9 protein-coding genes are annotated in these 12,911 nt (G+C 64.4%); 2 read left to right on the top strand and 7 right to left on the bottom strand.

Going from position 1 to position 12,911, the window contains the following annotated elements; all coding sequences use genetic code 11:
• Window positions 1-75 precede the first annotated feature (75 nt).
• A complete protein-coding gene (locus tag LC060_RS06220; protein WP_226633547.1) occupies window positions 76-744 on the top strand; it encodes a lasso peptide biosynthesis B2 protein in 669 nt (222 codons plus the stop codon).
• Window positions 744-2,492 carry an asparagine synthase-related protein gene (locus tag LC060_RS06215; protein ID WP_226633545.1) on the top strand — a complete coding sequence of 583 codons (1,749 nt, stop codon included), beginning with the start codon at window positions 744-746 and terminating at the stop codon, window positions 2,490-2,492. The genes LC060_RS06220 and LC060_RS06215 overlap by 1 nt, the downstream gene beginning before the upstream one ends.
• On the opposite strand, the gene LC060_RS06210 is transcribed toward LC060_RS06215, so the two are convergent.
• The 7 genes from LC060_RS06210 to LC060_RS06180 all read right to left on the bottom strand — a co-directional run bounded on the left by LC060_RS06210 (window position 2,481) and on the right by LC060_RS06180 (window position 12,847).
• The gene (locus LC060_RS06210) at window positions 2,481-4,487 is read right to left on the bottom strand and encodes an Atxe2 family lasso peptide isopeptidase (RefSeq protein ID WP_226633544.1); all 2,007 of its coding nucleotides are present in this window, start codon (window positions 4,485-4,487) and stop codon (window positions 2,481-2,483) included. The genes LC060_RS06215 and LC060_RS06210 overlap by 12 nt on opposite strands.
• Window positions 4,488-4,630: 143 nt before the next feature.
• The gene (locus tag LC060_RS06205) at window positions 4,631-7,210 is read right to left on the bottom strand and encodes a TonB-dependent receptor (protein WP_226633536.1); all 2,580 of its coding nucleotides are present in this window, start codon (window positions 7,208-7,210) and stop codon (window positions 4,631-4,633) included.
• 95 nt (window positions 7,211-7,305) lie between these two features.
• Window positions 7,306-8,256, bottom strand: a complete 951-nt coding sequence (locus LC060_RS06200; RefSeq protein WP_226633534.1) for a FecR family protein — start codon at window positions 8,254-8,256, stop codon at window positions 7,306-7,308.
• On the bottom strand, window positions 8,249-8,836 hold the full coding sequence (locus LC060_RS06195) for an RNA polymerase sigma factor (protein ID WP_226633532.1): 588 nt from the start codon (window positions 8,834-8,836) through the stop codon (window positions 8,249-8,251). Before LC060_RS06195 ends, LC060_RS06200 begins: the two co-directional genes overlap by 8 nt.
• A gap of 472 nt (window positions 8,837-9,308) precedes the next feature.
• A complete protein-coding gene (locus tag LC060_RS06190; RefSeq protein ID WP_226633530.1) occupies window positions 9,309-10,373 on the bottom strand; it encodes a phosphotransferase in 1,065 nt (354 codons plus the stop codon).
• Window positions 10,370-11,584: an acyl-CoA dehydrogenase family protein gene (locus LC060_RS06185; RefSeq protein ID WP_226633528.1), complete on the bottom strand. Its 1,215-nt coding sequence runs from the start codon at window positions 11,582-11,584 to the stop codon at window positions 10,370-10,372. Before LC060_RS06185 ends, LC060_RS06190 begins: the two co-directional genes overlap by 4 nt.
• Before the next feature lie 117 nt (window positions 11,585-11,701).
• Entirely contained in the window at window positions 11,702-12,847 is a 1,146-nt protein-coding gene (locus tag LC060_RS06180; protein ID WP_226633526.1) for a CaiB/BaiF CoA transferase family protein, read from the bottom strand.
• Window positions 12,848-12,911: the final 64 nt, after the last annotated feature.

The raw sequence follows: 12,911 nt of genomic DNA, 5'->3' as shown, positions 1-12,911 counted from the left end.
CCCGCCCCCCCCCCCCCCCCCCCCCCCCCCCCCCCCCCCCCCCCCCACCACTCGCTGGAAACGGGAGCAAGCGCAATGTCTTCAAGCGAGGATCGCCCCCATCTCCATTTCTGCCGGGCTGGCGAGCGGCACGTCTTTCTCGATGTGGAACGCGATCGCTACTTCGGACTTCCCGACCCGCTCGATGTCGCCTTTCGCAAGCTTGTCGAGGGCGACAGGTGCGAGGCGCACGAGGCCCGCGCGCTTGTCGCCGCAAGCCTCGCTTCGCACGATGATCGCGGCGCGCTGATGTGCGCAGCCCGCCAACTGACGTACGACTGGCCCACATCCGAGGTCGGTAGGACATCGGACGCAGGCAGGGCAAAGCTGGGCGCGATTTCACGGGCGCTTTGCACCCGCATCGCCTGGCAGCACCGCACGCGCAGCAGGGCGCTCCTCAAAAATCTCCAAAGCCTCGCGCAAGCACGGGCGCGCCTGAATAATACGGGAGCCGCGCCCGACGTTGTCGCCTCGCTCGCGCGGACCTGGCGCACAAGCGAGGCCATTCATTCGGCCCAGGGGCGCTGCCTTCCCAACGCCATGGCCCTCATGAGCGCGCTCACGCGCGCCGGTGTCGCCTCCCGGCTCGTCTTCGCCGTACGGCTTGCCCCGTTCAGCGCCCATTGCTGGATCGACCAGGGCCGGCACCTGATCTGCGAGGAGATCGAACACGCCCGTAGCTACACGCCGATACTGGTATGGTAATGGGCGACTACCTGCTCGCGCTTTCAACCAAAGGCCTGGCGCCCCCTGATCTCGCCCGCCTCGACGCACTGGCCCGTGATCAAGGCCTGAGCGTCAGGTCCGCGACGCCCGGTCTTTTTCTGGCCTGCGCGCCAGACCTGGGCATCCTCACGGCGGACGAGGAGCGCACCCTCATTCTGGGCGACATCTACCGCAGCAACGGTGCCGTGCGCCTTCGCCAGCAGGACATCGGCGAGAAGGATCGCCAGGCGATCCTGGACATGCGCCGTCTGCACGCAAACTTCTGGGGCGATTTCATCGTCATCGCCCCCGGCCCAGACAGGCGCGATGCCATCCTCAGCCGCGCGCCTTTCGGGCGCCTTCCCTGCTATTTCGTCGCGATCGAGGGGACCTTGTTCGCGTCGAACTGCATGAACTTGCTGACAGGCGCCGGGTTCTCCGCCAGCGTGCACGCGCCTGCCCTGGTGACACGTCTGGCATTTCGCGGTCTTCCCTTGCGCGAAACCTGTCTGGAAGGCGTGCGCGCACTGAGAGGAGGCGCGGCTCTCTCCTTCGGTCCTGACGGATGTCACGAAGACCTGGCCTGGTCCGCCTGGGACCATGCAGGACGGCAGAACCGACATTCTTCCCCGCTCGAGGCCAGTGCGCACCTTCGCCGTGTCATCATGGAGACCACGCGCGCCGTTCGTGGCGATGCGCGCGCGCCGCTGCTCATGCTGTCCGGCGGTCTTGATTCCTCCGTTCTCGCCGCCAGTCTATCCAGCCTGGGAAGCGGGCTGCGCGCCCTCAACCTTGTGCGCCGTGATGCAAGCGGCGATGAACGCCGCTACGCACGAAGCGTGGCCGAATCACTGGGCATTCCCCTGGACGAGGCCGAATGGTCGCTTGATGACATCGACGTCACGCGCAGCGCCAGCCACGCGGCGCCAAGTCCGGCCAGCCGCACGTTCATGCAAGCGACGAGCGCCTGCCTGGCCCGGACCGCGCGGGAACACGGCTGCGATCTGACGCTCGACGGCGGAGGCGGCGACAACGTCTTTTGCGCGATGAATTCGGTGGCGCCGGTCTGCGATGCCCTGCTCAAGGGCCATTCCCTTGAAGCGGCCCTTGACGTGGCCGGTACGATTGCGGCCAATGCCCGGGAAAGCATCCTCAAGGTGCTCTGGCTTGCCACACGCCGCGCCCTGCGCCGCTCTCCCGCCTATCGCTGGTCGAGGGATCTGACGTTCCTGAGCCCCGAAGTACTGGCGATGCTGCCTGCCGACGTCCCCCATCCCTGGCTAAGACCGCCCGCCTCGGTGTCGCCCGGGTTCGCAGCTCAGGTCGCGGTCCTCGCGGTCGCGCAGGGGTGGGCCGAGGAAGGCGACCTCGAAAGCCCGGTGCGCCATGCGTCACCGCTGGCGAGCCTCCCGGTCGTTCGCGCGTGCCTTGATGTTCCTGTCTGGTGGTGGTTCAAGGGCCGCCGCAGTCGCATTCTCGCACGCGAAGCCTTCAAGGATCGGCTTCCACCGGACGTCTACGCGCGCCAATCCAAAGGTTCGCCCGATGGTTTCGTCGCGGAGGTGTACCTTGCCAACCGCGCCACGCTGCGCGAGATGCTGCTCGATGGCCACTTGCGACGTCTCGGCCTGCTCGAACCCGACGCTATCGAAGCGGCGACCCGGGCACATCAGCCGATACGCGGCGTTGTCCACGAGCGGATTCTCTTTCTTGCGCAAGCGGAAGCCTGGCTTGGCTCATGGTCCTGATCCGGTTTCAGCAGGCTTCCAGCCGGCGGCGAGGGCGTTCCAGTGGGCGTACGTGCCCGCTTGCTCCTCAACTTGGTTTGGATGCGGGGCGGTCTTCCCCTGAAGCCAGAACGCGAACCAGTCGATGTTGCGCTGATAGGCCGCAAGTTTCTGTGCCGGTTGCCACTTGTGATGAAAGGCGTCGGGAAAGACGTACATGTCGACAGGTTTGCCTTGTTCCCGCAGCGCCGCGTAGACGTCGACACCGCCGAGATATTCACGGTCGGCCAGTTGCATGAGCAAGGGCGTATCGATCCGCGCCGCATTCGCGACCAGCGAACCATGTTTCCAGAATGCGTCGTCCTGCGCGGTGAGCGGCGCATAGCCCTGGCCCTGCTTGAGGCGGGCAAAGGCCGGGCCATAGCCCGCATTGACCGCCCAGGGCTCCATGCAACAGGTGCTGATCGATGCGGCCGCGAACCTGCGGCTGTTGATCATGGCGAACGCCGCGCTCGTCGAGCCGTCGCTCAAGCCCGTGATACCGACCTTGCTTGGATCGGCGATGCCCATTTCGACGACACGGTCGATCCCCCGTTCGATCGCCGATTTGACGGCACGCCGCCAGAGCCAGGTCCGTGTCCCGGCCGCTCCGACTTGCTCCCGGCTGTCGAGATCAGGATCGCTGGCCGCCGCGCGCTCGGGTGCATTGTAGCTCAGGACAGCGAAACCGGCCGCCGCAAACGGATGAATAGGGTACTCGTCTCCCATCCCGCCGCGCAGAAATCCGTTGCTGGTATAGGTCGTCACGATGAGGGGCACGCGTGTTCCAGGTTCGTAGCCCGGCGGGAGGACGAGGTCCCCGCGCACCTGGGCGCCCGCATCGTTGCTCCATTGCAGGTGCCGAACTGTGCCAAGCCGGAATGAGGCCCATTCGGGATTGGGATCGTACAAGAGTTCCGATTTGCCGGAACGGACATCGAAGCGAACCAGGCGTTGCGGCTGCGTAGAGGTTTCGCGCAGACAGACAAGGCCTGCCTGCGCGATCACGCAATTGCTGATCAGGTCGTGGGTCAGGACAAGACGCTCAGGCTCGCCTTTTCCCAGCGTCCAGCGATAGAGACCGCTCAATCCATGGGCCCAGCCTTCCCGGCGCAGAAAGACGAGGGTCTTGGTATCCGGTGTCCACCACATGTCCACGATACGCCCCTCGCACTGAGTATAACGGCATGCAATCTGCGTTCCGTTGGGCAAGCTCACCGTGATTGCGAGCGGACTGAGCGGGTTACTCGTCGAATGACTAGCCCGCGCAACGCGGCCATCGTACCCCTGCGCCACGGGCAAGGGAGGGAACTTGCCCAACTCATCGTCGGGCAAATGCTCCATCTCGGCCTCACCTGCCCGACGTCGCCCCCCCGATTTCAGATCGACACGGTAGCTCGTCCATCCGATCGAGGCATCGGGCATGGGACGATCGGACATGATCGGAACGAAGCGATCATCGTAGTGGAAGCCGGAACGCCCTTCGCGTGCGAATGCCGCGCGTTCCGCGAGTCGACCCGTGCGGCTGGCATAGATGAGCGCCGCGCCATCCGCTGACCAGCTCACCGCTTCGACATCGACCGCTTCGTGGGTGACAGCCCGTGCATTGCCGGTCGCGACGTCGGCGAGCCACACTTGTGTGGTCCCGTCATCGCGGCGCAGCCAGGCGATCGACCGGCCATCGGGAGACCAGCGCGGGATCGTGAGCGAGGGATATCCAACGCCCCATATGCGGCCCCTGAACGAATTGACCGTGAGAATAATGCTCCCACCCGCGTTCAGGAGACGTGGAGGCCCCGGGCGATCCAGAGCCAGAACGGCAAGGCCCATGCAGTAGCGATTGGCCTCGGGATCGGCGCGCTGGATCACGAAAGCGAGGTGCCGGCGGTCCGGCGACAGGGCGAGCGCAGGGTGGAACGTGAACATGGCTTCCGGCTCGCCGATCTGCCGCAGGCGCAACAGGTCGACTGGGTGCACGGTCCGAGAGTTCTCTTCGTGCCTTGCTCCCATGACCGAATTCGCCAGGAGATCGGCGCAAGGCGCCCCGGCACAGGCCGGGACTGCCGCGAGCGCCCACGCAAGGCTCAGCGAAACCAACGCGCACCTGCGGACGACCGGGCTTACCATGTGCGACGAACTTCGAAGGCGACGAAGCGCCCAACGGGTGAATAATTCGTGGAATCGTAGGGCGTGTCGTAGAACAACGTCGTCGAGATCTTTCCGGGCATGACGTCGAAGAGATTGGTAATGGTAAGGCCCAGCTGCGTCCCGTTCAGCGCCCCATCGGGCTCGGAGAACGCGTAGCGCGCACCAATATCGAACGTCGTCATCCCCCGCACCTTGGCGATCGGCTTGGAGCGTGTGTCGCGCACGCCGCCCTGGTGATTGACCGCCGCCGACAGGCGCAGCCCGGCCTTCTCCCAGCCAGCGCGAGCCTGTCCGCGCCAGTGTGGCGGATTGTAGAGATATCCGGCCAATGCCTCGACACCTTGGCCCTCGGCTATCTGCTGCGAGCTTTCCAGGTAACTTGCATTGAAGGCCGTCGTCAGGCGACCGGCGGCGAACTCGCCTTCGTAAGTCGCCTGGACGTCGAGCCCCTTCACGTCTTGCCGTCCCGCGTTGACATTCCGGTTGTCGATAAGAACCGCGACATTGGCGGGATCATAGGGACTGGAGGTGGCGTTGACGAAGGTATCGGCTCCGGCAAGGACGTCTTCGAGTAGGCTGGCATCGGGCGAATAGGTCAGTTGTGCGGCGTAGGCCGAGTTCGTCAGCGACTGCGCCGTCAGCGTGATCGGCGTGACCACGCGGTTCGTGTAGTGCGTTTCGAAATAGCTCAGTTCCAGCCCGAAACCTGGAAGCGCTTGCGGACGGATGTCGACACCGGCCGACCAGCTCTCGGCGCGTTCGGGCTTGAGATCCGCATTGCCCCCCGAGACGAACAGTGCCGTGGCGTCCGGCGCATAGCCCTCACCGCCGAACCGGGATATCGGATAGAGGTTCGCGGCCTGGACGCCGTACAGATCGTAAAAGCTCGGCGCGCGAAACGAACGCCCCCATGATGCCTTCAGCGCGATCCCTTCGAGAGGGGTGTAGATCGCCCCGAGTTTGGGCGTTGTTACCCCCCCGATCCCTTCGTAATGCTCGTGGCGCAGTGCGGCGGTTGCCGTCAGTGCGCGAACAAAGGGGATACCCATGTCTTCGGAAACGAACGGCAGGCTCAACTCTCCGAAGACATACTGACTGTCCTGGGTGGGACGAGCGTTCTGATAGTTTCCCGCGCCTCGGAAAATCTCGAAGCCGTTGCTGCGAAAGCCGGCTCCGGCTGCGAGGCCCACCGCGCCAGCCGGAAGCGAAGCGAGGTTGCCGGTGGCCGAGAGTTCGCCTCCGGTCGAACGATTCGCGTAGCGCAACCCGTCGGACAGCGAAAGAATGTCATCATAGTAGTACTCGGCGAGCATATCGTTGCGACCTCGCCCATGAGTCATCGACGCCGAGACCTTCCAATCCTGCCAAGTGTAATGGAGCGCGCCCGATACGGCGAAGGAATAGGAATCGTAGCTGCGTTCGGTACGGCTGACGTCGAGATCCGCCTGCGCGTTCAGAGGATAGAAGAACGATCCCTTGCGCCGGTTGTAGAGACCGTCGACTTCGAGCGTCAGATCGCGAGCAAGCTCCTGGTGAAAATGCCCCGCGAGAGCGTGGCGATGGCTGGCCGGAAGGAGCGTGAGATTGGGCTGAAAGGATGTCGCCTCGCGCTGGTTCGACACCACATCCGTGTTGCGATTGTATTCGTAGGTCGCGAAGAACCCGCCGCCTTGCCAACGGTGTCCGCCCAACAGGCCGTAGCGTTGCTGGAAATCCCCGCCCTGCGTGGCTCCGCCCAGCCGCGCCTGCGCGTCAAGACCTTCGTAGTCCTCGCGCAGAATCACGTTCACGACGCCGCCCACGGCATCCGAGCCGTAGATCGCCGACGCTCCATCTGCCACGATTTCAATCCGCTCCACCGCCGCCATGGGAATTGCTGAAATATCGACGCCCTGCAGCGCGGAATCGTAAGGAAGGCGCCGTCCATTCACCAGGGTGAGAGTCGCATCGCTGCCCAGCCCGCGCAGATTAACCGTCGAGCCACCGCCGGCATTCGCCCCCGCCGATTGGGGAACACTGATACCGATACCGGGGTTCTGCCCGCCTCCAAAGCTCTGCGGCAGATCGCGAACGACTTCCCCCAGGTCCGCACGTCCCCCATCGCGCAACGCCTCCGCATCGAGCCGTATGACCTGCGAGGCGATTTGCGCCCCGCGAATGCGCGAGCCAGTAACTGTGATGGCCTCACCGGCCGCGTCCTGGTCGTCGGCTCCGGCATCCGCACGACGCACCGCGTAACCGCCCTGAACCGCGTAGGCTACCAGCCCAGAGCCCGCCAGCAGCCGATCGAGCGCCTGCTTGAGCGAATAGGTGCCGCGTAAGGCGGGAGCGCGCTTCGCAGCCACGCTCCCGCCATCGGCCAGGACGACCTGTCCCGACAGCGCCGCCAGTGCCCGTAGTGAATCGCCCAGGCGCTGCTCTGGAAGATCCATGGTGAGTTGCGCAGTTTGCTGCGCGTTTGCGACCGAAGGGCTGCTGAATGCCGCGATCGCGCCAAGAAGCGCGAGTTCGCGAGCAATGCCTGTACCTACGCCAATGAAAGACGTCCTCATGATGATCGTTCCCCCCATTCGCCGGTTTTTCCGGCAGGTTCTCCCGGGGAGACGACGGGGCGTGATTTCACCCCCCGAATATTTTCATGAAGACTTCACTTCGTACGCAAGACCACCCTGTCCTTGCGACTGCGGTCGATCTCAAGATCATAGATGCCCGCCACGGTTCGGGCAAAGGCCTCCGGATCCGAGCGTCGAAACGCCCCGGTAACAGGACGCGAGGCGAGCCCCGGATCGCCCAGCACGAGAGGAGTTCGCGCGTAGCGATTAATGATCGCGACGGCCTCGCCCAGGGGCATGTCCTCGACCGCCAGCATGCCGCTCACCCAATTCGCGTCGTCCGCGCCCGGGGTGAGCACCTTCGCGTCCAGATCGCTTCTCTGTCCCTCGGCAAGTTCCACGACGCGGTCCCCGGCAGCCACGCGGATCGGCACGCGTGGGGCGAGCACTTGGCCCACACCGTCCTCGAGACGAACATCGAAGGGCGATCCGTCCACGCGCAGCGACCTCGCTCCGGCCCGCACGCGCACATGTCCATCTGCAGTTTCAACCCGTATACGACCGCGTGCGAGATCGAGCTTTACGTCGCGTCCTTCTTGCGAAACCGCGACACGTGAATTGCTGTCGAGCACGAGAACCAGCCCACCTTGCGTCTTAAAACGCCGGATTTCGCCGATGCGCGTGCTGTAGCTCGCCGCGTGGGCCACGCTCACCACACCCAAGTCCCGGCCCGGGAGCCCCACGACCGCCAGCGTCAGGCCAAGGCAGCCGACCAGACCGGCCGCACCCAGCGCCAGGTGCGTCGAGCGGCGCATGTAGACGGGCGCACGGACCAGTCGCCGATCACGCCCGATGGCAGTTTGGCCTATCTCCCCTGGCACATCCCAAACGCCATAAACGTCCTCGTACGCCTGACGGTGGCGCGGATCACGTTCCAGCCAGGCGGCGAGTTTCGCATCGTAGTCGGCCTCGCCTGTGCCAGCCCGCGCCATCCAGCGCGCGGCGGCCTCCCGGATCGATGCCGGGATGTTCGAACCATCAGTCATGCCCGCGAAGGTCCCGTGCCAGGAGTTTGAGCGCCCGGCTCATCTGCTTCTCAACGCTTTTCACACTCAACCCCGTCTCGGCCGCGATCTCGGCATAACTATACCCATCAACGCGGCTTGCCAGAAAGATCTGCCGGGTGAGCGGCTTGAGTTTCTCAAGAGCGCGCTCGATCCGCCGCAACCGGTCGCGCGCTTCCAGGCAGGCAGACTGGTCGCTGCCGGCAAGCTCCACCTCATCGAGCGAATGATGATCGTTCTCGCCGCGGCGAGCGGCGCTGCGGTAGCGGTCGCGCACGAGATTTTTCACTGCTTGCCCCAGATAGGCGCGCGGCGCGTGAATGGTGCCAGCACCGCGTTCCGCGAGGCGTACGAAAGCGTGCTGCACGATATCCTCGGCGTCTTGGTGAGACGCGCGTGAACCGGCAAGCCCCAACAACCAGGAGCGCTCTTTTCGATAGGTCTGTTCGAGTTGCTTACCTTCCCATGCCCCTTGGTCGGACGGCGAGCAAAACCGATCTTCGGGCGGCAGGGGGTCACCCTCCGCCAGCGACACATAGGCCGCCCCGGGCAGCCTGCTCACAGGCCACCCCACCCATCTGCGGGTGGAATTTTCGCGATCATCAGCCGGTCCTCGACTGCGAGGCGAACCGACGAAAAGCCGGGTGTTGAGACACGCAAGAGTCGTGCACCGACGCCTTTAGCCGAGAAGGCCTGGACATTCGCGTCGGTAACCCGGCCGCATCAGGAAGCGGGCTGAAAGGATCTCAAGCGAGGTTCTCACGCCTCGGCATCGAAATACGATGCTCTTTAAGTCTATCAAATGGATAGTTTAGTGCAAGGTGGTCATACGGAGCCGGAGCTTGGAAAGCTGGCAGCGCCATTCTTCCCTGACTTCGCCGGGCCTCAGCGGTCCCCTCATGACACGCTCGTCCGTGACAATCGGTTGCCTGTGAGCTATCGTTGCTTCCGGCCTTGGGAACGCGAGCCTTAGCCTCCCCTCATCTTCAAAGGAATCTGGGAGCTTGACCGAAGGTCCCGCAGTTGAAATCTGATCAATCGTCTTCGATCGCTTCGCGCGCAAGACGAGCGATTCTTGGGAAAGCTTCTGCCCGGACAACCGCTTGGGCGTTCGTCGCTGTCCCGCGTAGCACGCGCCCCTTGATCCCGTGGAAAATTGCAGCAAGACGGAACAATTGGAAGGTTACGTAGAAACTCCAATGGTCTATGCGCTCGCGCCCCATTCGAGCGCAGTAGGTTGCAACGAAGTCCTCCTCGTTGGGAATGTTAAGCGCAGCGAGATCGGCCTCCTTGAGGCCAGCGACGATATCCGGCGGCATGCGGTACATCATCGCGGCGTAGGCAAAGTCTGCAAGTGGATGCCCCAAGGTCGACAGTTCCCAGTCCAGCACGGCTACGACACGCGGCTCGGTGGGATGAAAGATAATGTTGTCACACCGGAAATCGCCGTGGACGATACTAGTCTCATCGCCTTGCGGGATATGTTCGGGCAACCATTCGATCAGCCAGTCCATGTCCGCATTGCGCCCGGCAGCATCGTCCTCGAGATACTGGCGCGACCAGCGAGCGACCTGCCGCGCAAAGTAGTTGCCGGGCTTGCCGTAATCCTCCAGCCTCAGGGCGGCGTAATCGACCTGGTGCAACTGCGCCAGGGTCGCGTTCATCGCGTCGAAATAGGCCGGGCGTTCCTCGTTTGAAACTCCGGGAAAAGTCGCGTCCCAGAATATCCGCCCCTCGACCATATCCATGACGAAAAACCAGGTGCCGATGACGGTGTCGTCGGTACAGATGCCATGGACGCGTGGGACCGGAAAACCCGTCGCGCCCAGCGCCGCCATGACGCGCGCCTCGCGCTCGACCGCATGGGCCCCCTTGAGAAGCTCCCCCGGAGGCTTGCGGCGCAGTACATAGCGCGCGTCGGGCGTTGAAAGCTGATACGTCGGGTTCGATTGTCCACCGCGAAACTGCGCGATCGACAAGGGACCGCGATAGCCCTCGACATGCGCGAGCATCCAGGCGTCGAGCCGGTCGAGATCGATCTCGTAGCCTTCGCGCACTTCGGTGGTGCCGCTGTTGGCGGCCGCAATGCTCTCGCTCATGCGCTGGCCTGCCCTTCGCCAGCGGCCTGTGCCTCGCGCCAGGAGCGCTTGATCTTCTTGGCCAGCGACCACTTGTGGACTTCGGTCGGGCCATCGTAGACGCGGAAGGCACGGACCTCGCGAAAGATCTGCTCGACCACGGTTTTGTCGGTGAGGCCGGTGCCACCCATGACCTGCACGCAATTGTCCGCAATCCGCATAAGCGCCTCGGAAACGGCCACCTTGGTCATCGAGCTTTCCTGCGTGCCCAGCCCTCCCTGGTCGAGGATGCCGGCACACCACTCGACCATGAGCTGCGCTTGCTGGAGATCGATCCGGTTCTGCGCGAGGAGGAAGCCCACGCCTTCATGGTCGATCAGGATTTTTCCGAAGGCTTCCCGGCGGCAGGCGTAATCGGTCGCGATTTCCTGTGCGCGGATGCAGCTGCCCAGCCAGCGCATGCAGTGGGAGAGCCGGGCCGGGCTCAGGCGTACCTGCGCATAGCGGAAGCCCTCACCCGCATCGCCCAGCATCTGATCGGCTGGAATCCGCAAATCGGTGATCTCGACCGTCGCATGCGATCCGGGCATCGAGGTGTCGATCGTGTTGGGAACATCGATGATACGGATCGCCGGATCGGGCAGGTCGACCAGGAACATGCACGCCCCGCCCTCGCTGTCGGCATCCTCCGACTTGGCCATGACGATGCCGACTTTGGCCCCGTCGGCGCCGGTGATGAAGGCCTTGCGACCGTTGATGACCCAGTGGTTGCCATCCTTGCGGCACGAGGTCTTCATCATCATGGGATCGGACCCTGCCCCGCCCCATTCGGCAGGCTCGGTCATGAAGAACGCGCTGCGCGCCTCGCCCGAGATGAGCGGGGCGAGGAAGCGCGCCTTGATGTCCGGTGAGGCCACGTGCCCCAGCAGATACATGTTGCCCTCATCGGGCGCCATCGTGTTGAGCGCGATCGGCCCAAGCGGCGAAAGCCCAGAGCGAATGAGGACGTACGCTGTACCTTCCTGCGTGAGGTGCGCCCCGTCGGGCAGGATATGCGGCGTCATCAGGCCTTCGGCGCGTGCCAGAGCGCGCATTTCGTCCACCAGCTCTTCGGTGGGAGCACCGTGACAGTCACGGCGCGAGTCTTTTTCGTACGGAATGATCTTTGTGCGCACGAAGGCTTCCACCTTCGCCCCGATAGCCCATGCCGGATCGTCCGCCTTCAATGCCATTGTCCTCGAACCCATTTTCATCTGCCCCGGTGTCCCGGGCGCTTTCCATGTTCACAGGAATAGACATTTGCGCGCGGCCTGCGCCCCCACCTTTAGGAGGGGCATGTGCAGTCGACTTCAGCGCCTACGCCAATGGCTGAGTGCATCCTCCAGCGCGAGCATGCGCCCCTCAGCGATTTGCCCCGGCGTCACCGAGAAGCGCGGGGCGGGCGCGGCCTGTCGTGTTGCGTCACGCTCGACGAAGACCCCGCGCGCCGCATTGACGGGGTGAACCATCGCCTCTGCCATCGACAGCACCGGGGTTACACAGGCATCGGTATCGCGAAACAGCGCTTCCCAATGGTCGCGCGGGGCTTGGGCGAAAGCCTGCGCCAGAGCCTCCTCGAGCGCAGGCCAGCTTTCGCGCTCGTGCTGCGGGAAGCGCGCCGGATCGAGCGCCAGCCCCTCAAGTAAAGCCCGGAAGAACTGGGGCTCCAGCGCCCCCACCGCCACGTAGCCGCCGCAGGCGCAGGCGTAACACCGATAGAACGGCGCGCCGCCATCGAGCAGGTTCGCGCCCGGTTCCTCGCGCCACTGCCCACTGGCAAGCAGCGCGTGAAAAAGGCCCATGACATGGCTCGCCCCATCGACGATGGCCGCATCCAGCACCTGCCCCTTTCCGGTGCTGCGGGCATGAAGCATCGCGCTGACCATCCCGAAGGCAAGGTAAAGCGCTCCCCCCGCGTAATCGCCCACGAGGTTGAGCGGCGCCTGCGGATAGCCGTCGCGCCCGCGCAACGCATGAAGCGTGCCGGTCAGCGCGAGGTAGTTTATATCGTGCCCGGCGCGCGCGCGCAGCGGCCCGGTCTGGCCCCATCCGGTTGCACGGGCATAGACGAGGCTCGGTGCGAGCGCATGGCACACGTCCGGTCCAAGCCCGAGCCGCTCCATGACACCGGGCCGCATACCTTCCACCAGCGCATCGGCATGACGCACCAGCGCCAGAACGCCCTCGCGGCCCGCTTCGGTCTTCAAATCGAGCTCCACGCTCGTACGCCCCCGGTGGAGGATGGCGCCGCCCACATCAGCATAGGCGCTTTGCCCGCCGGGACGCAGCACCCGAACCACATCGGCGCCCATATCGGCAAGGAGCATGCCGCAATGAGGCACCGGTCCGATCGCATCGAGCTCGAGGACCCTGAGACCGACCAATGGCCCGGCATGACGCGCGGCTTCATCCTGCTCGTGTGCGGGGCTCGTTTCTTTAGCGAGGTCATCCATCATCGCGTGTCCTCCCTGCGTCCGAGCATGCGGAAACGAAGGAACGCGGACGGCCACAAGGGCCGTC

It is taken from the genome of Novosphingobium profundi (genome assembly GCF_020524485.1).
Classification (GTDB): Bacteria; Pseudomonadota; Alphaproteobacteria; order Sphingomonadales; family Sphingomonadaceae; genus Novosphingobium; species Novosphingobium profundi_A.
The sequence above is the reverse complement of the archived record's forward strand: the minus strand, read 5'-3'. Positions and strand labels throughout refer to the sequence as shown.